The sequence below is a fragment of the Polaromonas sp. genome (genome assembly GCF_035638815.1).
Lineage (GTDB): Bacteria > Pseudomonadota > Gammaproteobacteria > Burkholderiales > Burkholderiaceae_C > Polaromonas.
Genome location: NZ_DASQZG010000007.1, coordinates 1 through 21,606 on the forward strand (window position 1 = coordinate 1; position 21,606 = coordinate 21,606).

The 21,606-nt window shown below is 57.9% G+C and carries 20 protein-coding genes; 2 read left to right on the forward strand and 18 right to left on the reverse strand.

Annotated elements, in window-relative coordinates; all coding sequences use genetic code 11:
- Together carB and carA are read right to left on the reverse strand one after the other, a co-directional pair.
- Window positions 1-2,281: carbamoyl-phosphate synthase large subunit (carB, locus tag VE934_RS03060; RefSeq protein WP_324884208.1), on the reverse strand; the 2,281-nt coding region annotated here is incomplete at its 3' end.
- Between the two features lie 84 nt (window positions 2,282-2,365).
- Window positions 2,366-3,550: a glutamine-hydrolyzing carbamoyl-phosphate synthase small subunit gene (gene carA, locus VE934_RS03065; RefSeq protein ID WP_324884210.1), complete on the reverse strand. Its 1,185-nt coding sequence runs from the start codon at window positions 3,548-3,550 to the stop codon at window positions 2,366-2,368.
- Window positions 3,551-3,786: 236 nt separating this feature from the next.
- Here carA and VE934_RS03070 point away from each other — a divergent pair, with 236 nt between their 5' ends.
- A complete protein-coding gene (locus VE934_RS03070) occupies window positions 3,787-4,875 on the forward strand; it encodes an ionic transporter y4hA (protein ID WP_324884212.1) in 1,089 nt (362 codons plus the stop codon).
- 18 nt (window positions 4,876-4,893) lie between these two features.
- On the opposite strand, the gene VE934_RS03075 is transcribed toward VE934_RS03070, so the two are convergent.
- The 16 genes from VE934_RS03075 to rpsB form a co-directional block, all read right to left on the reverse strand.
- Complete coding sequence (locus VE934_RS03075; protein ID WP_324884213.1) at window positions 4,894-5,661, reverse strand: RNA methyltransferase; 768 nt, start codon at window positions 5,659-5,661, stop codon at window positions 4,894-4,896.
- Between the two features lie 8 nt (window positions 5,662-5,669).
- On the reverse strand, window positions 5,670-6,287 hold the full coding sequence (rnhB, locus tag VE934_RS03080; RefSeq protein WP_324884215.1) for a ribonuclease HII: 618 nt from the start codon (window positions 6,285-6,287) through the stop codon (window positions 5,670-5,672).
- Entirely contained in the window at window positions 6,259-7,389 is a 1,131-nt protein-coding gene (gene lpxB / locus VE934_RS03085) for a lipid-A-disaccharide synthase (protein WP_324884268.1), read from the reverse strand. The genes rnhB and lpxB overlap by 29 nt, the downstream gene beginning before the upstream one ends.
- Window positions 7,390-7,464: 75 nt before the next feature.
- The gene (gene lpxA / locus VE934_RS03090; RefSeq protein ID WP_324884217.1) at window positions 7,465-8,259 is read right to left on the reverse strand and encodes an acyl-ACP--UDP-N-acetylglucosamine O-acyltransferase; all 795 of its coding nucleotides are present in this window, start codon (window positions 8,257-8,259) and stop codon (window positions 7,465-7,467) included.
- Window positions 8,260-8,281: 22 nt separating this feature from the next.
- Complete coding sequence (fabZ, locus tag VE934_RS03095) at window positions 8,282-8,722, reverse strand: 3-hydroxyacyl-ACP dehydratase FabZ (protein WP_324884219.1); 441 nt, start codon at window positions 8,720-8,722, stop codon at window positions 8,282-8,284.
- 18 nt (window positions 8,723-8,740) lie between these two features.
- A complete protein-coding gene (gene lpxD / locus VE934_RS03100; protein ID WP_324884221.1) occupies window positions 8,741-9,784 on the reverse strand; it encodes a UDP-3-O-(3-hydroxymyristoyl)glucosamine N-acyltransferase in 1,044 nt (347 codons plus the stop codon).
- A 23-nt stretch (window positions 9,785-9,807) separates the two neighbouring features.
- Entirely contained in the window at window positions 9,808-10,311 is a 504-nt protein-coding gene (locus tag VE934_RS03105) for an OmpH family outer membrane protein (RefSeq protein ID WP_324884223.1), read from the reverse strand.
- A complete protein-coding gene (gene bamA, locus VE934_RS03110; protein WP_324884225.1) occupies window positions 10,311-12,605 on the reverse strand; it encodes an outer membrane protein assembly factor BamA in 2,295 nt (764 codons plus the stop codon). The genes VE934_RS03105 and bamA overlap by 1 nt, the downstream gene beginning before the upstream one ends.
- A gap of 12 nt (window positions 12,606-12,617) precedes the next feature.
- The gene (gene rseP, locus VE934_RS03115; RefSeq protein ID WP_324884227.1) at window positions 12,618-13,997 is read right to left on the reverse strand and encodes an RIP metalloprotease RseP; all 1,380 of its coding nucleotides are present in this window, start codon (window positions 13,995-13,997) and stop codon (window positions 12,618-12,620) included.
- A 13-nt stretch (window positions 13,998-14,010) separates the two neighbouring features.
- On the reverse strand, window positions 14,011-15,198 hold the full coding sequence (gene ispC / locus VE934_RS03120) for a 1-deoxy-D-xylulose-5-phosphate reductoisomerase (RefSeq protein ID WP_324884229.1): 1,188 nt from the start codon (window positions 15,196-15,198) through the stop codon (window positions 14,011-14,013).
- Between the two features lie 13 nt (window positions 15,199-15,211).
- Window positions 15,212-16,048, reverse strand: a complete 837-nt coding sequence (locus tag VE934_RS03125) for a phosphatidate cytidylyltransferase (protein WP_324884230.1) — start codon at window positions 16,046-16,048, stop codon at window positions 15,212-15,214.
- A complete protein-coding gene (uppS, locus tag VE934_RS03130; protein ID WP_324884232.1) occupies window positions 16,048-16,791 on the reverse strand; it encodes a polyprenyl diphosphate synthase in 744 nt (247 codons plus the stop codon). The genes VE934_RS03125 and uppS overlap by 1 nt, the downstream gene beginning before the upstream one ends.
- 27 nt (window positions 16,792-16,818) lie before the next feature.
- Window positions 16,819-17,379: a ribosome recycling factor gene (gene frr / locus VE934_RS03135; RefSeq protein ID WP_324884234.1), complete on the reverse strand. Its 561-nt coding sequence runs from the start codon at window positions 17,377-17,379 to the stop codon at window positions 16,819-16,821.
- A gap of 54 nt (window positions 17,380-17,433) precedes the next feature.
- Window positions 17,434-18,144 (reverse strand): UMP kinase, encoded by a 711-nt coding sequence (gene pyrH / locus VE934_RS03140; protein ID WP_324884236.1) that lies wholly within the window; start codon window positions 18,142-18,144, stop codon window positions 17,434-17,436.
- A gap of 61 nt (window positions 18,145-18,205) precedes the next feature.
- Window positions 18,206-19,120, reverse strand: coding sequence for a translation elongation factor Ts (gene tsf / locus VE934_RS03145; protein WP_324884237.1), 915 nt, complete (start codon window positions 19,118-19,120; stop codon window positions 18,206-18,208).
- 115 nt (window positions 19,121-19,235) lie between these two features.
- Window positions 19,236-19,988 carry a 30S ribosomal protein S2 gene (gene rpsB / locus VE934_RS03150; protein ID WP_324884239.1) on the reverse strand — a complete coding sequence of 251 codons (753 nt, stop codon included), beginning with the start codon at window positions 19,986-19,988 and terminating at the stop codon, window positions 19,236-19,238.
- A 345-nt stretch (window positions 19,989-20,333) separates the two neighbouring features.
- Here rpsB and VE934_RS03155 point away from each other — a divergent pair, with 345 nt between their 5' ends.
- On the forward strand, window positions 20,334-21,596 hold the full coding sequence (locus VE934_RS03155; protein WP_324884241.1) for a D-amino acid dehydrogenase: 1,263 nt from the start codon (window positions 20,334-20,336) through the stop codon (window positions 21,594-21,596).
- The last annotated feature ends 10 nt before the right edge of the window (window positions 21,597-21,606 follow it).

The window sequence follows — 21,606 nt, forward strand, 5'->3', positions numbered from 1 at the left end:
CGTCAACTTCGACGGCGTCTTCCAGGAAGCGGTCCAGCAGCACGGGCGACTTCTCGGACACGCGAACGGCTTCGCGCATATAGCGCTCCAGGTCCTTGTCGCCGTGCACGATCTCCATCGCGCGGCCGCCCAGCACATAGCTGGGGCGAACGACGAGCGGGTAGCCGATCTCGTTGGCCAGCGCAACGGCTTGTTCTTCGGTGCGGGCGATGCGGTTGGGCGGCTGCTTCAAGCCCAGCTCGTGCAGCAGCTTCTGGAAGCGCTCACGGTCCTCGGCGATGTCAATGGAATCTGGCGTGGTGCCGATGATGGGCACGCCGGCGCGCTCCAGGTCGAGCGCCAGCTTCAGCGGCGTCTGGCCGCCGTACTGCACGATGACGCCGACCGGCCTTTCCTTGTCGACGATCTCGAGCACGTCTTCAAGCGTGACCGACTCGAAATAGAGGCGGTCGGAGGTGTCGTAGTCGGTCGACACGGTCTCGGGGTTGCAGTTGACCATGATGGTCTCGTAGCCATCTTCGCGCATCGCCAGCGCGGCGTGCACACAGCAGTAATCAAACTCAATGCCCTGCCCGATGCGGTTTGGCCCGCCACCCAGCACCATGATTTTTTTGTTGGAAGTTGACGCGGCCTCACACTCGCTGCCTTCGGCCTCGTAAGTAGAGTACATGTAGGCCGTGTTGGTCTCAAACTCGGCCGCGCAGGTATCAACCCTCTTGTAAACCGGCCGCACGCCCAGAGCACGACGCTTCTCGCGTATGGCGGTGTCGGTCGTTTTGAGTTGCTTGGCCAGCCGCCGATCCGAGAAACCCTTTTGCTTGAGCGCGCGCAAAGTCGCCGCGTCGATCTTGTCGAGCGAGGTCGTCTCGAGCTCCAGCTCGATTTTCACGATTTGCTCAATCTGCACCAAAAACCACGGATCGATTTTGGTCAAGGCAAAAACCTCCTCAACGCTCATGCCCATGGCAAATGCATCACCCACATACCAGATGCGGTCAGGGCCAGGAGCGCCCAGTTCCTTTTCAAGAACTTCGCGATCCTGAGTTTTTTCGTTCATGCCGTCCACGCCGACTTCCAGGCCGCGCAGGGCTTTCTGAAAGGACTCCTGGAAGGTTCGGCCCATGGCCATGACCTCACCGACCGATTTCATCTGGGTCGTCAGGCGTGAATCAGCTGTCGGGAATTTCTCGAATGCAAAACGCGGGATCTTGGTAACCACGTAGTCGATGCTCGGCTCAAAGCTGGCAGGCGTTGCACCGCCCGTAATGTCGTTACGCAACTCGTCCAGGGTGTAGCCGATCGCCAGCTTGGCCGCCACTTTAGCGATGGGGAAACCCGTGGCCTTGGAAGCCAGCGCCGAAGAGCGTGACACCCGCGGGTTCATTTCGATCACGACCATGCGGCCGTCTTTGGGGTTGATCGAGAACTGCACGTTGGAACCGCCAGTGTCCACCCCGATTTCGCGCAGCACGGCCAGCGATGCATTGCGCAGGATCTGGTACTCCTTGTCGGTCAGGGTTTGAGCCGGCGCCACAGTGATGGAGTCACCGGTGTGCACACCCATGGGGTCCAGGTTTTCAATCGAGCAAACGATGATGCAGTTGTCGGCTTTGTCACGCACGACTTCCATCTCGTACTCTTTCCAGCCGAGCAGCGATTCTTCAATCAGCAACTCGTTGGTCGGCGAGGCTTCCAGGCCCCGCTTGCAGATGACTTCAAACTCTTCGGAGTTGTAGGCAATACCGCCGCCAGTGCCGCCCAAGGTGAAGCTGGGACGAATCACCGTTGGGAAGCCCAGCGTCTTCTGCACGGCCCAGGCTTCGTCCATGCTGTGGGCGATGCCGGAACGGGCCGAACCGAGACCAATCTTGGTCATCGCATCCTTGAACTTCAGGCGGTCTTCGGCTTTGTCGATGGCTTCGGGCGTAGCGCCTATCAGCTCAACTTTGTATTTCTCGAGCACGCCGTTGTGCCACAGGTCCAGCGCGCAATTGAGCGCGGTCTGCCCGCCCATGGTTGGCAGGATGGCATCGGGCCGCTCTTTGGCAATGATTTTTTCAACCGTCTGCCACGTGATGGGCTCAATGTAGGTAACGTCGGCCGTGGCCGGGTCGGTCATGATGGTCGCCGGATTGCTGTTGATCAGAATGACCTTGTAGCCCTCTTCACGCAAAGCCTTGCAGGCTTGCACGCCGGAGTAGTCAAACTCGCATGCCTGGCCGATGATGATGGGGCCAGCGCCGATGATGAGGACGCTTTTGATATCGGTACGCTTAGGCATTCTTGCTCCCGTAGGACCGCTCCAAGGGAGCAAACGCCCCCTTGGGGGGCAGAGAAACGGCAAAGCCGTGAACGTGGGGGGTTTTCATTTTTTTTCCTGGGCCTGTTCCATCAGCGCGGTGAAACGGTCGAATAAATACGAAATGTCATGCGGGCCGGGCGACGCTTCGGGATGGCCCTGGAAGCAGAAGGCCGGCTTGTCAGTGCGCGCCAAGCCCTGCAACGTTCCGTCAAACAAACTGACGTGTGTGGCGCGCAGGTTTGCGGGCAGCGTCTTCTCGTCGACTGCAAAGCCGTGGTTCTGGCTGGTGATGCTGACGCGACCGTTGTCGAGGTCTTTCACCGGATGATTGGCGCCGTGGTGGCCAAACTTCATCTTGAAGGTTTTGGCGCCACTGGCCAGCGCCATGATCTGGTGGCCCAGGCAGATGCCGAAAGTCGGCGTACCGGTCTCAATCAACTCGCGCACGGCTGCAATGGCGTAGTTGCAGGGCTCAGGATCGCCTGGTCCGTTAGCCAGAAAAATACCGTCCGGCTTGAGTTTGAGCACATCGGCGGCGCTGGTTTGCGCTGGGACCACGGTGATGCGGGCGCCACGCTCGGCGATCATGCGGAGAATGTTTTTCTTGACGCCGAAGTCATAGGCAACGACATGAAATTTTGGTGTGATCTGCAGACCGTAGCCTGAGCCCAGCTTCCACTCGGTTTGTGTCCACTCGTACGTCTGTTTAACCGACACTACTTTGGCCAGGTCGAGGCCCGCCATGCTGGGCGCGCCCTGCGCTGCAGCAACGGCTTTGTCTTTGACGGCCTGCGACACTTCCTCGCCGACGGCGAGCGCCATGATGCAGCCGTTTTGCGCACCTTTGGTCCGCAGATGGCGCGTCAGCTGGCGGGTATCGATGCCAGCAATGGCTACCGTTTTTTCCTGCACCAGGTAATCCGACAACGTCAGTGTGGTACGGAAGTTGGACGCAAGCAGCGGCAAGTCCTTGATGATCAGACCCGCAGCGTGGACTTTTGAGGCTTCCACATCCTCGGCATTGACGCCGTAGTTGCCGATATGCGGGTAAGTCAGCGTCACGATCTGCTGGCAATAGCTGGGGTCGGTCAGGATTTCCTGATACCCCGTCATGGCGGTGTTAAAGACCACCTCGCCGACAGTGGAGCCGGGGGCTCCGATGGACTGGCCAACAAAGACGGTGCCGTCTGCAAGCGCCAGAATGGCGTGAGGGCTTGTTTTGAGTGATCCCTGTAGAGACAAAAGCACTGGGTTCTCCGGATTGGTTACGGTTCGCCCAAGCGTGCACAAGAAACGTCTCGGTAAGACTCTTGCGGGCTGCTTTTGTGAGGGTGTTGGCTTTGTATGCGCTCGGGCGAAGCTGTGTTTTGAAAAGCCACTGATTATAGCTTGAGGCAAACGGAGGTCAGCCCTCGTACGGGGCAACAGTCCATCCACCACACGCCGCCCAAATCCCTGGGATTTCCCAAGCTATCATGAATCCGATGCCACGTTCGTCCGTCCTTCCCCTCTGGTCCCTCCTTGCGCCGCTGACAGGCTGGGCACTGCTGTGCAGCATGTGGTTATCGGGCGGCTCCAGCGGACTTTTTGTAGTCCTGCTCGCAGTCGGCATGCTGGCTTGTGTGCTGGCTGCTGTACACCACGCGGAGGTGATCGCGCACCGGGTCGGTGAGCCCTACGGCACCCTGGTTCTTGCCGTCGCGGTGACGGTGATCGAGGTCGCCCTGATCGTCTCGCTCATGCTCACGGGCGGGCCAGCCACTACCGCGCTGGCTCGTGACACTGTGTTCGCCGCCGTGATGATCATCCTCAACGGCATGGTCGGCCTTTGCATGCTGGTCGGCGGGAGCCGCTTCGGTGAGCAGCGCTTCGGTTTGTATGGCGTCAGCGCCTCACTGGCCACATTGGCGGCGATTGCGGTTCTTACGCTGGTGCTGCCCAACTACACCACGACCGTAACTGGACCGTTTTACAGCGTCGGCCAGCTTGGGTTTATTGCGGTGGTGTCAGTAGTGCTGTACGGCACCTTTGTTCTTGTCCAGGCTGTGCGGCACCGCGACTACTTTTTGCCCGCCCAAGGCACGTCCGATGAGGACGCCCATGCTGAACCACCCACCGTTCGGGTCGCCCTGAGCAGCCTGGGTTTGCTGCTGGCCTGCCTTGCGGCGGTTGTGCTGCTCGCCAAGTCGCTGGCGCCGGCTATAGAAGCCGCAGTACTCCAGGCGGGCGCGCCGCTGGCAGTGGTCGGTGTCATCATTGCTGCTGTTGTGCTCTTGCCCGAAGGTGTGGCGGCCTTGCGCGCGGCGCGGGCCAATCGCCTGCAGACTAGCCTCAATCTGGCTCTGGGTTCAGCTCTGGCCAGCATAGGCTTGACTATCCCGGCCGTGGCCATTGTCTCTATCGCCACTGGCTGGACGCTCACTTTGGGGCTGGACGCCAAGTCCACCATTTTGCTGTTGCTATCGCTATTTGTTGCCACGTTATCGCTAGGGACTGGCCGCACCACCGTGCTGCAGGGTGTGGTGCACCTGGTGATTTTTGCCACTTACCTGTTCACCACGGTGTTTCCGTAACTGGCTGACCCAGATGGCTTATACAGCCCGCCTCAAGGAACTTGTGTGCAGGCAAATTGCAGCGGCTGCAGCTACATTGAGAGACTCCTCGCCGCCAGGCTGGTCGATGCGCACTTTCATGGTGGCTTGGGCCATCAATTCATCACCAACGCCCTGACCTTCATGCCCCATAGCCCAGGCACAGGGGACGGGCAAATTTTGCTCATGCAGAAACCCGCCTTGATGTGAGCTTGTCACAAGAATGGGGACCGTAAGTGCATCAAGTGCATCGGGCGAGAGGCCTTCGATCAAACGCAACGCAAAGTGCGCGCCCATACCTGCCCGCAGTACCTTGGGCGACCATAAAGCCGCCGTTCCTTTGAGTGCAATCACTTGGCTGAACCCGAATGCAGCAGCACTGCGCAGCATGGACCCAACATTACCTGCGTCCTGCACCCGATCCAAAATCAGCGAAGCTGCCCCAGGCAGCAAGGCCTGCTGTGCGGGGACTTCCATCACGAACCCCATCCGGGCTGGAGACTCCAGGCTGCTGATCTCCGGGAGCAAACCGTCGGCAATCACTATGTTTTTGATAGCTGCCTGCGCCCATTCCGCCTGGGCCAGGGGCCAAAATGATTCAGAAAATACCGCGATCTGTGGTTTCAGGCAGCGGACGAGCGCCGCGCGGCACAGGTGGTCACCCTCCAGCCAGACGCGCCCCAGCTTGCGATAGGCCGTGCTGTCCTGCGAGAGCTTTCGCAGATCCTTGAGCAAGGCGTTGTCGCGCGAGGTGACAAAGGTGGGCACTGCCCCGCTCAACGCAACAACTCCGCCACGGGGCTGAAAGACCTGCGGTGCTGCGGACAGGCGCCATGCTCACGAAGTGCTGCCAAGTGTTCAGCGGTGCCATAACCCTTGTGACCGGCAAATCCATACTGCGGATATTCAAGATGGAATTGTTCGCACCAGCGGTCGCGGTAGACCTTGGCCAGTATGGATGCAGCGGAAATCGCCGGCACCAGTGCGTCACCTTTGACGATGGCCTCGGCAAGGATGCTCAAGGTGGGCAGACGGTTGCCATCCACCAGGACCTTGACGGGTTTCAGGCGCAAGCCCTCAACCGCGCGCCGCATGGCAAGCATGGTTGCCTGCAGGATGTTGAGGGTGTCAATTTCTTCGGCCGTGGCGAGCGCGATCGAACAGCACAAGGCCTTCGCGCGGATTTCGTCGTAGAGCTTTTCACGCTTGAGGGCCGTCAGCACCTTGGAGTCAGCCAGTCCCTTGATCGGGTTGAGATCGTCAAGAATGACGGCCGCAGCCACAACAGGCCCAGCCAGTGGGCCCCGCCCTGCCTCGTCCACACCGGCCCAAAGGCCCGGCGTGTCCCACGACAGGGTGACTTGTTCAGCCTTCAAGAATTTTCTGGATCGCATCGGTAGCTATTTTGGCGGTATCTCGCCGCAGTTCCTCATGCAATTTTGTAAATCGCTGTTCGACTGCGGCAATTTTTCCAGGTGCGGATATCTTCGCATCCACCCACTGAAGCACGGCCGCAGCTAAGGCCTGCGGGGTAGCCGCCTCCTGAAGCAACTCAGGTACAACAAAATCACGGCACAAAATATTGGGAAGACCCACCCAGGGCTGCAGCTTTTTGCGGCGCATGATCTGCCAGGACAACCAGTTCATGTTGTAGGCAATGACCATGGGTCGTTTGAACAATGCAGCCTCCAGCGTCGCGGTGCCACTGGCTATCAAGGTGAGGTCACACGCAGCTAAAACAGCATGAGACTGCCCGGCAACAATTTGCACAACGCCCTGCAACCCTGCGCCGCGGGCCGCCTCTTCAATCAACTCACGCACCGCCGGCAGCGCCGGCACTACTATTTTGATAGCAGGATGCGCACGCCGAACAAGGGCAGATGCCGCAAAAAACCTGGAAGCCAGATACTGGATCTCCGAGCGCCGGCTTCCCGGCAAGATGGCCAGGACAAGGTCCTCAGCCTGCAAACCGAGCACCCGTCGCGCGGCAGCTTTGTCGGGCTGCATGGGAATGACGTTCGCCAGAGGATGGCCCACATAGGTAGCGCTGATGCCGTGACTGGACAGCAAGTCAGGCTCAAACGGGAAGATACACAGCACATGGTCAACACTGCGCCGGATTTTGTCGACGCGATCTGCCCGCCAGGCCCAGACTGAGGGGCTGACAAAATGCACCGTCTTGATGTGGGCTGCCTTGAGACTGGCTTCAAGGTCGAGGTTGAAATCAGGTGCATCCACACCGATAAACATGTCGGGCCGTTGCTGCAGAAGCTTTTGCTTGAGCTGCTCGCGGATACCGACAATTTCCCGATAGTGCCGAAGAACCTCGACATAACCGCGCACCGCCAGCTTTTCGCTGGGCCACCAGGAATGAAACCCGCGCGCCTCCATGCGTGGCCCGCCGATGCCCCCTGCCTTTAAGCCTGGCCAGCGTGTACGCATTCCATCGAGAAGCAAGCCCGCCAGCAAGTCGCCGGACGTTTCGCCAGCCACCAGACCGAATGACGGCGCGCCGTGAATCCCGGCCACTCCACGAACCTGCAGAGCGCCGGTTTCGACTGACATGACGATCTAGCGAACGATGCCGCGTTGCGGCGACGTGTGGGCCAGAAAGGAAGACATCAATTGGACATCGGGCTCTGCTTCAGGATGATCGAGTGCGAGTTCATCGATGCGCGTTCTCGCCTGATCCAGCGTCAGTCCTTCGCGATACAAGGCTTTGTGCATGCCCTTGACTGCCGAAATTCGCTCCGGCGAAAAACCGCGGCGACGCAGGCCCTCGAAGTTCATTGATCGTGCCTCGGCCGGCTGACCCTGGCACATGACAAAAGGAGGCAAATCCGCAAAGAGCAAGGCGCACATGGCCGTCATGCTGTGAGGCCCTAGACGCACAAACTGATGCACGACCGTAAACCCCCCGAGGATGACCCAGTCCCCAACATGTACGTGTCCGGCCAACTGAGAATTGTTGGCAAAGATGGTGTGATTGCCAACCTGGCAGTCATGTGCCAGATGTACATAGGCCATGATCCAGTTGTCATCACCGACCCGTGTGACACCGACATCCCCTGGCGAGCCAATATTAAAGGTGCAAAACTCGCGGATGGTGTTGCGGTCTCCGATGACCAGTTCGCAGGGCTCACCTGCATACTTTTTGTCTTGCGGGATAGCGCCCAGCGAATTGAACTGGAATATGCGGTTATCCTGCCCGATCGTGGTATGCCCTTCGATCACGCAGTGGGCACCAATGGTGGTCCCAGCTCCGACTCTGATGTGAGGCCCGATGACCGAGTACGGCCCTACGCTGACACTGCTGTCGAGCTGGGCCTTTGGATCGATGATGGCTGTGGAGTGAATGCCTGTCACTTCGCGTACTTCAGTACCTGGCTCAGGCGATGGTGCGCATGGTGCACATCAGCTCGGCTTCACAAACCATATTGTCAGCCACATACGCGACGCCCTTGAACTTGAAGACACCCGCCCTCAGACGCTCCAGCGTGACATCCATGACCAGCTGGTCACCTGGCTCAACTGGGCGCTTGAAACGCGCGCCATCAATACCGGCAAAGTAATACACCGTCTTGTCGTCTGGCGTAACGCCCTGCATGTCAAACGCCAGCAAGGCGGCAGCCTGGGCCATGGCCTCGAGCATCAGCACGCCCGGCATCACAGGACGATGCGGAAAATGTCCCGTAAAAAACGGCTCGTTCATCGTGACATTTTTCAAGGCCTTGATACGCTTGCCTTTTTCAAGCTCCAGCACCCTGTCTACCAGCAAAAAAGGATAGCGATGCGGTAGCTTCTTCAGAATTTGGTGAATGTCCATCATGTTTTTTTGGAATCTTTGTTATGGTTTTTCAGCCGATTGTTCAAGCAACTTAAGCCGCTCGCGCAAGCGGTGAAGCTGCTTGAGGGTAGCAGCATTTTTTTCCCACTGCGCATTGTCGTCGATGGGAAAGAGACCGGTGTAGTGACCAGGCTTGGCAATCGACCGAGTCACAACCGACGCAGCTGAAATATGCACGCCATCCGCCAGGCTCAGGTGTCCTAGCACCACGGCGCCGCCACCCACAGTGCAGTGCGCACCAATTTGCGCACTGCCCGCAATACCCACGCAGCCGGCCAGAGCCGAGTGCGCGCCAATACGCACGTTGTGCCCGATTTGAATAAGGTTGTCGAGTTTCACGCCGTCTTCAATCACCGTATCCTGAAGAGACCCGCGGTCTATGCAAGTGTTGGCACCGATTTCGACGTCGTTGCCAATGCGCACCATCCCCAGCTGTTCAATTTTTTCCCAGCGGCCTGCACGTGGGGCAAACCCAAACCCGTCAGCGCCTATCACTGCACCGGGGTGGACGATGCATCGTTCGCCGATGGCGCAGCCGTCGCCGACAGTCACCCGGGGTGAAAGGCGGGTTTCTGCGCCTATGACGACATCATTGCCAATCACGCCATGCGCACCGATGCGGACCCCAGCCCTCAGCACGCTGTTGGCGCCGACACAACTAAATGCACCGATGCTCACGTCAGCCGCGATGCTGGCCGTGGGATCGACAAAGGCGCTGGGGTGCACACCACTGGCTTGAGTCGATGGAAGGTGCTGCTTCCAAAGCTGGGTCACACGCGCAAAGTAAAGGTACGGCTCATCAACGACGATACAGGCGCCCCTCCGAATCGCTGCGTCGGCCGCGATGGGAGCTACCACCACACACGCCGCCTTGCACGAGTCGAGCTTGTTCTGGTATTTGGGATGACTTAAAAAAGTCAGATCAGCCGCACTGGCAGCTTCGAGGGTGGCAAGGCCATCAATACGCAGGTCGGCATCACCCACCAGCCTGACATCAAATTCAGCAGCCAGCGATGCAACAATGTCTCCGAGTCTGAGCGTCACACGTCGCCTGCTGCGCAATAAACTTATCTGCTGGCGTTAAGCGCTTTGATGACTTTGTCGGTGATGTCGTGCTTGGGGTTGGCATAAACCGCCTCCTGCAGCACCAGGTCGTACTTCTCGGTCTCAGCGACAGCCTTCACGACCTTGTTGGCACGCTCAATCACCTGCTGCAGCTCTTCGTTTTTTCGGGCATTCAGGTCTTCCTGAAACTCGCGGCGTTTGCGCTGGAACTCCCTGTCCTGATCAATAAGCTGCTTTTGCCGGTTGGCGCGCTGAGTCTCGGACAAGGTTGGAGCTTCACGGTCGAACTTGTCGGAAAGCGTTTTGAGTTGGGCGCCCAGATCGACGACTTCCTTGTCACGCTTGCCAAATTCCTGCTCCAGCTTTGCCTGTGCAGCCTTGGCGCTGTTGGCTTCGCGAAAGATGCGATCAATATTGACCACGCCGATACGGAACTCCTGTGCGCCTGCCGCGAAGGCCGCAAGAGCCATCAGGGCGGCCAAAAGGAATTTAGAGGAGTGTTTCATTAGAACGATGTACCAATCTGGAATTGCAACCTCTGGATTTTATCTCCCACCTTCTTGTTCAAGGGCTGGGCATAGGCCAGGCGCAGGGGCCCTAGCGGCGAAATCCAACTGATGCCCAATCCGACCGACGAACGCATTTCGCCCAAGCTGTACTTCTGCTTCTCACCGAACACATTACCCATGTCGACAAAACCGAACATTCGCAGCGTACGGTCGTTGCCTGCACCAGGAAACGGCGTGAGTATCTCGGCGTTCAAAGTGATTTTTTTCGGCCCACCCGTCGAATTTCCATCAATATCGCGCGGCCCCAGAGAGCCTGGCTCGTAACCACGGACCGAACCGATACCTCCCGAATAGGAATTTTTAAAGACCGGGAAAGGCTGCCCATTCAGGCCCTTGCCCCAACCCAGTTCCCCATTAAGGGCAATGGTGAATTGCTTGTTCAGAGGGATGTATTGCTGCACCTGATAGTTGGCCCGCAAGAATCTGGCGTCCCCCGCAATACCCCAGTCGCCAAAGACGCGTTGATAAAGTCCTTTGGTCGGAACCAGCGCACTGTCGCGCCCGTCGCGCGACCAACCGACAGTCAGTGGAAAAGAATTGCTCTTCGCGCCAAACGTGCGGATGTAGTCGCGGTATACCAGCGGGAGGTTGCTGCCGGATATATCGATCTGCTCTACGCCGGCACCAAAGTAAACCGTGTCAACCTCGCTAAACGGCACACCGAAGCGCACACTGGTACCGGTGGTTTTGATGGCGTAATCGCCACCCTGGCTGGTGTAAGGTCTTGACGTCCGCGCATAGAGATCAAAGGTGCGGGAGATACCGTCAGCCGTGAAATAAGGATCCACCGTGCTGACGACAAATTGCCGGTTAAATTTGCCGGTATTGAGTTCCAGACCGAGATAATTTCCCGTGCCAAACGCATTTTCCTGCTTGAAACCGAGCGTCAAGCCGAGCCTCTCGGCGCTGGAGAAGCCAGCACCCAGTTGTAGATTCCCGGTGGGTTTTTCAGCCAATGTCACGTTCAGATCCACCTGATCCTGCACGCCAGGCACTTCTTGCGTGTCAACGTTGACCTCAGTGAAAAATCCAAGGCGATCAACCCGATCGCGGGACAGCTTGATCTTGTCGCCGTCATACCATGACGACTCGAATTGCCGGAATTCGCGGCGCACCACTTCATCCCTCGTCTTGTTATTGCCGCTGATGTTGATCCGGCGCACATAGGCCCGACGGGACGGGTCGCCTTGCAAAACGAACGCCACACGGTTATTGGCGCGGTCGATCTCCGGCTTGCCGTCAACGCGGGCGAAAGCAAAGCCAAAGCTGCCGTAATACTCGGTAAACGACTTGATCGTTTGTGCGACTTGTTCAGCGTTATACGGCTCACCCGGCTTGATCGTTACAAACGTTTTGAATTCATCCTCACGGCCAAGGAAATTCCCTTCGAGTTTGACACCAGAGACGATGAAGCGTTCACCCTCAGTGATGTTCAAAATCACCGAAATATCCTGCTTGTTGGGGGAGATGGCGACCTGAGTGGAATCTACCTTGAACTCGAGATAGCCACGGTTCAGATAGTAGGACCGCAGGGTTTCGATGTCCGCATTGAGCTTGGTGCGGGAATACCGATCAGATTTGGTGTACCAGCTGAGCCAGCCGCCGGTGTCAAGGTCGAACAGGTTGCGCAACGTGGATTCACTGAACGCCTTGTTTCCGACAATGCGAATTTCCTTGATCTTGGCAACATCGCCTTCAGTCACGCTGAAATTGAGGTTGACCCGGTTACGCTCAATAGGCGTCACCGTTGTGACAACCTCGGCACCATACAAACTGCGGTTGATGTACTGGCGCTTGAGCTCTTGCTCGGCTTTGTCCGCGAGCGCCTTGTCAAAAGGCCGCCCTTCCGTCAAACCGATCTCGCGCAAAGCCTTCTTCAGCACGTCTTTGTCAAACTCTTTTGCGCCGACAAAATCCACTTCTGCAATCGTTGGGCGCTCCTCAACAATCACGACCAGGACGTTACCGCTAACCTCAAGACGAACGTCCTTGAACAGCCCCAGACCAAAAAGGGCGCGAATGGCACTTGCGCCTTTTTCATCGTCGTAAGTTTCGCCAACGCGAAAAGGGAGCGACGCAAAAATGGTTCCTGGCTCAACGCGCTGCAGACCCTCCACCCGGATATCACGCACCGTGAAAGGGTCAACAGCCCATGCGGAGTGCGCAATGAGAAAGCTGGCCACAATCGCGGATACAGTGCGAATCTTGAATCGATTTGTTTGTTTTTGCATGAAATTATGGAATTAACCTAAAAGCCGGGAGACATCGTTAAACAGGGCAACAGACATCATGCCCAGCAAGATGGCAACGCCACCGCGCTGCAACCGGTCCATCCATGCATCGGACACACTTCGGCCGGTTAGCGCCTCCCAAAGATAATACATCAGGTGTCCGCCGTCCAAAACGGGCAGCGGCAGTAAATTGAGCACCCCGAGACTGACGCTGATCAGAGCCAAAAACAAGAGGTAGGTAGACCATCCGAGGCTTGCAGACTTTCCGGCGTAATCGGCAATGGTGAGAGGCCCGCTGAGATTTTTCAGGGATGCTTCACCAATGAGCATTTTCCCCATCATTTTCAGGGTCAGTACCGAAACCTCCCAGGTCCGAACAACCCCCTTCCACAGCCCGTCCACGGGCCCGTGACGGACCGTGATCATCGCGGGAGGGGCTCCGACGTAGGCGCCTATCCGGCCAACAGATTGAACGCCCTCCTTCTTGATCTCTGGTGTCACAGTGACCATCTGGGCTTGTCCGGCCCGCAAAATTTGCCACGCTTGAGGGATGGCTTGCTCGCCGGCCTTGACAGATGAACCTGAAGAGCGGATTGTCTCCCGCAGTTGCTGTCCGTCCACGATGGCCTGGTTTTCGGTCCGCACAACCACGTCGCCACTGCGCAAACCCGCCTTTTCTGCCGGGCTGCCGGGCATTAACTCTCCAATCACGGGCTGAGTCCAGGGCCCGAGAATGCCGATTTTCCGAAAGAGTTGCGCATCTGCATCAGCGGCATTCAATTGCCCCAACGGAAGCAAAACATTACGGACCGGGGCGGAATCCGCCTCACTTGAAGCCACGGCCAGACGCACGTCGTTGCCACTGAGAGCGGCACGGGTTAGACGCCAACGCAGATCTTCAAAAGACCGGACATCCTGCAGCGCCTCATCCCCCAGACCGGCCTGTAACACCTTTTCGCCGCCCTGAAGGCCGGCACGCTCGGCGATCGAACCGATCACGGGGCTGGCCAGAATCGCCTTGGGCTCTTGCAAACCACTCCAGTTAACGACTGCATAGAGAAGGATGGCTAACAGCAAATTGGCGGCGGGGCCCGCAGCTACGACGGCGGCCCGCGCCCCCAAAGGCCGGTTATTGAATGCAAGGTGGCGTTCGGCCGGGTCTACGGGCCCTTCTCTCTCGTCCAGCATCTTGACGTAGCCGCCCAAGGGGAGCATGCCGATGGAAAACTCGGTCGGCTTGTTTTTAAGGCGCCATGAGTAAATGGGTTTTCCAAAACCCACGGAAAATTTCAAAACCTTCACCCGGCACGCGACAGCTACCCGGTAATGACCGTACTCGTGCACGGCAATCAGAACACCCAACGCCACGACGAAGGCAATCAAGGTCAACATGGCAGTACTCCCCTCAAGTCTTCAGCTTCCCGATGATGGTCGATGCCGTCGCGCGGGAAGCAGTGTCCAGTGCGAGGAGGTCTTCAATGCCATTTATGTCTGACACACTCACGGCGTCCAAAGTTGCACGATTAACAACGTGAATCTGGTCAAAACGGATGCGTTTCTCCAGGAAAGCGGCCACGCCCATCTCGTTGGCGGCATTCAGCACCGCCGTAGTCCCGGTCGGCGCCTGCAAAACTTCCCAGGCCAGCGGCAAGCCAGGGAAATGCTCGTTGTCAGGAACTGAAAAAGTCATGGACGCCAAGGTCTTGAAATCGAGCGCCTGCGCTCCTGAAGCAATGCGGTCTGGCCATGCCAGTCCATATGCAATGGGTACCCGCATGTCGGGCGTTCCCAACTGGGCAACCACTGAGGTGTCACGGTACTGGACCATGGAATGAATAATGCTCTGCGGATGAATCACGACTTCTATCTGCTCAGGCGCCAGGTCAAAGAGATACCGCGCCTCTATCACTTCCAGCGCCTTGTTCATCATGGTGGCTGAATCCACCGAAATCTTGCGCCCCATCACCCAGTTCGGATGGGCGCAGGCCTCGTCAGGCGTCACGTCGCGCAGAGTGGCTGGGGCACGGTTGCGAAAGGGCCCACCGGATGCTGTGAGAATGATTTTGTCGATACGCTCAGCCCACACCCGGGGGTCTTCGGGCAAGGATTGGAAAATGGCCGAATGCTCGCTGTCGATGGGAAGGAGTCGTGCGTTGCCCTCGCGTACGGCGTGCATGAAAACCTCCGCCCCCACCACCAAGGCCTCTTTGTTTGCCAGTAGAAGTTTCTTTCCGGCCCGCGCGGCTGCCATGCACGGAGCCAACCCGGCGGCGCCCACAATGGCGGCCATGACAATGTCAACGCGTTCATCCGATGCTATCGTTTCGAGAGCATTTTTCGTAGTAAGGACTTGGGTAAATAGTCCATTTGCCTTCAGTTGATCAGCCAAATCGGCGGCATGTGTTGCGCTTGCCATCACGGCATAACACGGCTTGAACTTGAAACACTGGGCCAACATCAGGTCGACCCGGGTCGACGCGCTCAGCGCAAAAACCTCAAACCGCTCCGGGTGGCCAGCAATCACATCCAGTGTGTTGACGCCGACCGAGCCGGTTGAACCCAATACCGTGACACGTTGTTTGGTCAGTACCATCGGGCGATTCTTGCTAAACGGTTAGCAGCATCATCGCCAACGGAAAGACCGGCAACAAGGCGTCCACCCGGTCCAGTACTCCCCCGTGCCCGGGCAGCAAGCCGCTAGAGTCTTTCGCTCCCGCGCTGCGTTTGATCAGCGATTCCACCAAATCACCCACCACGCTCATCGCGGTGAGAAACACCATAGCAATCAAGGTCACGGTCACGCCCTGTGCAGCCGCGACACGCGCGTAGAAACTTTGTCCGGTTGTGTCAATGGCAAGCCATACGATGCACATCACAAGCACGCCCACCATTCCCCCCCAGACGCCCTCCCAGCTTTTACCCGGACTGATGGCAGGCGCCAGTTTGCCTTTGCTGAAACGGCCGCCCAAGGCCTTGCCAGCGAAATACGCGCCAATGTCGGCAACCCAAATCAGCAGCAAAACCGAGAGCAAAAATTCAATGCCCATTATCCGCGCCTGCACCACCGCGAGCCAAGCCACCCACAGCGCCAGCACCCCACCGACAAGGCGCACAGGCTTGGGGATACTGGGCCAACCCGCCACACCAGCACGGAGCAGCCAGGCGCCCGCCAGCACCCACAAAGCTCCTGCCACTCGCCAAAGCAGAGGCAACGGGCGATCGAGCAAGCCGAAGTACCAGCAAAGGACGCAAAGCACCACACAAACAAAGCCCGTGAGAAGCGCACTTGACGAACCATAGCCATTCAGACGCGCCCACTCCCACGCGGCCGCCGCAATCAGCACCAGAGCCACCAACGCGAATGGCCAGGGCGTCGGATAGAAAAGTGCAGGCAGGAGAATCGCCAGCATCACAAGGGCTGTGATCACACGTTGTTTGAGCATCAGGCAGCCTTCTGTGTTGAGTTTTTGCCATCGGAGCCAAGCTGCGCCGACGTCTGGCCAAACCGGCGCTCACGCGTGCGAAAGACCTCGATGGCGGCATCCAGCGCCGCGTCATCGAAATCGGGCCATAACTTGTCTGAAAAATGCAATTCCGAGTAGGCGGCTTGCCAGAGCAGAAAATTACTGATCCGCATTTCCCCGCCCGTGCGAATTAACAGATCCGGGTCCGGCACGTGAGCAAGCGCCATCGCGCGATCCAGGGCCAGCTCGGTTATTTCAAGGCCTTCTGCTGAAAGTTTGCGCGCGGCCTGAGCGACGTCCCAGCGCCCGCCGTAGTTAAAGCAAACGTTCAGGATCAAACGCTCGTTGCCCGCCGTTGCAGCTTCCGCCTGAGCCAGACCCGCCTTGAATTTTTCGGAAAGACGTTGCCTGTCGCCTACAAAATGAAGTTGCACACCGTTTGCTTTGAGCGACGGGACTTCTCGCGCTAGCGACAAACCCAGTAGTTCCAGCAAGCCTGAAACCTCTTCTGCCGGTCGGTTCCAATTTTCGGAAGAGAAAGCAAACACCGTCAACACGGCGACGCCACGTGCGATACAAGCCTGGACGCAGCGATTCAGCGCGCCCACGCCCTGCCGATGACCGGCAATGCGCGGGAGGAAGCGGCGCGTGGCCCACCGGCCATTGCCATCCATCACGATCGCGATGTGGTGCGGAACTGCGTTGGCGTTGGAAGTGGCCATATCAACAATCCGGCCGGGTGGTATTGATCACACCGCCATGATGTCTTGCTCTTTGCCAGCGACCAGTTTGTCAACTTCGGCAATGAAACGGTCGGTGAACTTTTGCACCTCGTCGTGCGAACGGCGTTCGTCGTCTTCCGATGCCAGCTTTTCCTTGACCAGTTTTTTCACACCGTCATTGGCATCACGGCGCAAATTCCGGATGGCGACCTTGGCATGTTCACCCTCGCCCCTGACGACCTTGGTGAGCTCCTTACGGCGCTCTTCTGTCATAGCCGGCATCGGCACCCGGATCAGCTCGCCTTGGGTGGCGGGGTTAAGTCCCAGATCGGAGTCGCGAATGGCTTTTTCAATCTTCGCGCCCATGCCTTTTTCCCAAGGAGACACGCTGATGGTGCGGGCATCCAGCAGGGACACATTGGCCACCTGGCTGATGGGCACCATGGCGCCGTAGTAGTCAACCAGGACGGTGTCCAGCAGGCCGGGGTTGGCGCGACCGGTGCGAATCTTGGTCAGTGCATGTTTGAACGATTCCACCGATTGCTGCATTTTCTGCTCGGCGTTGCTCTTGATATCCACGATGCTCATGATTGAAATCTCCAATGGATTTTGTTCTGACGGTCAGCGCAAGCAGGCCCGCGCTCAGACGTGAACCAGCGTTCCTTCGTCTTCGCCCTGCACCACGCGCTTGAGCGCGCCGTGCTTGAAAATGCTGAAAATCTTGATGGGCAGCTTCTGATCGCGGCACAGGGCAAAAGCAGTGGCGTCCATCACCTCAAGATGTTTGCTCATGGCTTCGTCAAAAGTGATGTTGGTGTAGCGAGTTGCGGTCGGATCCTTTTTCGGATCTGCGGTGTAGACACCGTCGACTTTCGTAGCCTTCAAGACGATCTCGGCACCGATCTCAGCGCCGCGTAAGGCAGCGGCCGTATCGGTGGTGAAAAACGGGTTGCCGGTACCTGCCGCAAAAATGACGACCTTGCCTTCTTCCAGATACTGCAGCGCCTTCGGCCGTACGTACGGCTCCACGACACGCTCAATACCGATGGCAGACATAACTCGCGGCGTCAGGCCGGCCTTGTCCATGGTGTCTCCCAGGGCCAACGCATTCATCACGGTGGCCAGCATGCCCATGTAGTCTGCCGTCGCACGGTCCATCCCCACAGAGCCGCCCGCCACGCCGCGAAAAATATTGCCGCCGCCGATGACAACCGCCACCTCCACGCCCATACGTGTGATGTCGGCAATTTCTTCGACCATACGCACGATCGTTGCGCGGTTGATGCCAAAGGCATCGTCTCCCATCAAGGCTTCACCTGAAAGTTTCAACAAGATTCGCTTGTAGGCTGCCATGAGGGAGTTCCTGTCGTTTTTATGGGCGTAAGTTTAGCGGCCTTTCGGCCGCCAATGGCAATCAGGCAGCTTTGGCAGCAGCCACCTGGGCAGCTACTTCGGCAGCAAAATCGTCCACCTTTTTCTCGATGCCTTCACCCACAACGTACAGCGTGAAGGCTTTGACGGTCGTGCCTTTTTCCTTGAGCATTTGCTCAACGGTCTGCTTGTCGTTCTTGACGAACGGCTGGTTAAACAGTGACACCTCTTTAAGGTATTTCTGCACGCCGCCTTCAATACGTTTGGCAACAATTTCGGGGGACTGCACAGGCTTGCCAGCGGCCGTAGCCACAGCAGCGTCCTCAGCAGCCTTGGCAGCCGCGACCGAACGCTCTTTTGCCACCAGCTCGGCGGGCACCTGGTCGCTGGACAGCGACACGGGCTTCATTGCAGCCACATGCATGGCAACGTCTTTGGCCGGGACTTCTTCACCTTCATACTCCACAACCACGCCGATACGGGTTCCGTGCAGGTACGAAGCAAGTTTGCCGCCTTCGAAAAGCTTGAAGCGGCGCACGCTCATGTTTTCACCAATCTTGCCGACCAGGCCTTTGCGCACATCTTCGATCGTTGGGCCGAATCCATCCAGCGAGAAAGGCATGGCACCAACGGCGGCCACGTCAGCAGGCTTGTTCTTGGCGATACCCTCAGCAACCGCTTTGGTGAAAGCCAGGAAGCTGTCGCTCTTGGTCACGAAATCGGTTTCGCAATTGACTTCGACAAGCGCACCAACAGCGCCTTCGCTGTGATACGCAATCACGCCTTCAGCGGTGATGCGGGACGCCGCCTTGCCAGCCTTGTTGCCGAGTTTGACGCGCAGGATTTCTTCGGCTTTTTCAAAATTACCTTCTGCCTCGGTCAGCGCCTTTTTGCACTCCATCATTGGGGCGTCGGTTTTTGCGCGCAACTCTGCGACCATGCTTGCTGTAATTGCCATCTTCAATTCTCCGTGTGTCGTGTTGACTTCAAATAAATATGTTGTGCCTGGGGTCAGGCTGTAAAAAAGGGGCTACGCGAGCCCCTTTTTCGCGTCAGGCGCAGGGCCAGGACGATCAGGCGGCGGCGTTTTCCACTTCGACGAATTCGTCGGAGCTTTCGGCCTGAACCATTTTCACAACCTCGTTGCTCGCATTGGCGCGGCCTTCGATGATCGCGTCTGCAATCCCACGGGCGTACAAAGCCACGGCTTTGGACGAGTCGTCGTTGCCGGGGATGACGTAGTCGATGCCGATTGGGGAGTGGTTGGAATCAACCACACCGATCAAAGGAATGCCCAGTTTTTTGGCTTCGAGGATTGCGATTTTGTGGAAGCCCACATCGATCACAAAAATCGCATCTGGCAGTGCGTTCATGTCCTGGATGCCGCCGATGTCTTTTTCCAGCTTTTCCATTTCACGTTTGAAGGTGAGTTGCTCTTTTTTGCTCAGGGTGTCGAGGCCGACTTCCTGCTGGGCTTTCATCTCTTTCAAACGCTTGATCGAGGTCTTGACGGTTTTGAAGTTGGTCAACATGCCGCCCAACCAACGCTGGTCAACAAAAGGAACACCAGCGCGCTTGGCTTCGGCGGAGACGAGCTCACGCGCCTGGCGCTTGGTGCCAACCATCAGGATGGTGCCGCGGTTGGCAGACAGGGTTTTGACGAATTTCATCGCTTCCTCGAACATCGGGAGCGATTTTTCGAGGTTGATGATGTGAATACGGTTGCGGTGGCCGAAGATGTAAGGGGCCATCTTGGGGTTCCAGAAACGGGTTTGATGTCCGAAATGGACGCCGGCTTCCAGCATTTCGCGCATGCTTACTGACATAAAGTTCTCCAAAGGTTGTGTCTAAAATCAGCGCTTATCGCCCGGATCTGAGTGAACGGTCCCGAACAACACCTTGAGTGGCTGATTTGCGATTTATTGAGCGGAGGCGGGATTGCCTCTCGCACAACCCGCTGAGTATAACATCCCCTCGTGCGCTGCCTCCTGTGAGGGGACCTCTGGAAGTTCAGTCTAGCCAAAGGCCTACGTGCAGAAGCCTCCAGTGATGTTAGAAAAACCATAGCAATCTTTGCCCGTCCTTCCTTGGCAAAACGTCAAATCGATCAATCCTCCAATGACTGACCGCTCTCCTCGCCCCGCCATCGGGCCTTTTCTGGACCTCCCCGCATGAAAATCGCCGTGATCGGGGCGGGCATTGTGGGCATCACCACCGCCTGGGAGCTGGCCGTGGACGGCCACGAGGTAAGCGTGTTCGAGCGCCGCGGCGCAGCGGCCGAGGAAAGCAGTTTTGCCAATGCCGGCGTGGTTGCCCCCGGCTACGTCACACCTTGGGCCGCGCCCGGCATGCCGCGTAAAGTGCTTGGCAACCTATTCAGCCGCCATGCGTCCGTCAAAGTCGCCCTGCCCTTGTCCTCCAGCGATTTGCGCTGGATATGGAAATGGTGGCGCGCCTGCACACTGGAAACCTATCTGCTCAACCGCGCGCGTATGCAGCGTCTGGCCTTTTACAGCCGCGAGCGCCTGCAAAAGATTACTGCTGATCACGAACTGGAATACGACCGGAATGTGGGTTACATGGTCTTGTTGCGCACCGAAAAGGATGCGCGGATGGTGGAACCCAGCCTGCAAGTGCTACGCGAGGCAGGTGTGGCATTCAGGCAAGTTGGCACGGACGAAGCGCGAAAGATCGAGCCTGCCCTCAATCCCGAGACGCCCTTCCTCGGTGCGATCCACCTGCCCGACGATGAAGTAGCCAACTGCCGGCAATTTGCAATGCTGCTCAAAAATGAAGCTCAGCGTATCGGTGTCAATTTCGAGTTCAACAAGCAAATCGTCCATATAGAACGGGCGCAGACAGCTGCATTTATGATAGCGGGCGAGACCAATCCACGAAGCTTTGACGCAGTGGTTCTGTGCGCAGGTATGGCATCGGCCCAACTGCTCAAGCCACTGGGCATCAAAGTGCCAATGGCCGCCGTGTATGGCTACTCCGTCAGCGCGTCCATCCGCGAACCTCTGAACGCGCCGCGCAGCGCGCTGATGGATGAGCGCTACAAGGTCGCCATCTCGCGTTTGGGTAACCGCGTTCGCGTGGCAGGCAGCGCCGAGATTGGCGGCACCCTGGCCAACAAACGTGCAGCGTCCATCCAGACCCTTTACAAGGTTCTGCAAGACTGGTTTCCCGGCGCGGCCCACACCTCAAACACAGGGCCAAGTGTGCAAGAGTGGAAAGGCGCGCGGCCCATGCTGCCTGACGGTCCGCCCATCCTGGGCGCCAGCGGTCTCCCCGGACTTTGGCTCAACATCGGTCATGGCTCCAGCGGCTGGGCCTTGAGCTGCGGAAGCGCCCGCGCTGTGGCCGACCTTGTGGCGGGTAAAACGCCGGATATCGACCTGAACGGCCTAGGTGTGGAACGGCTACTGGCCTGATCAGCCAGGG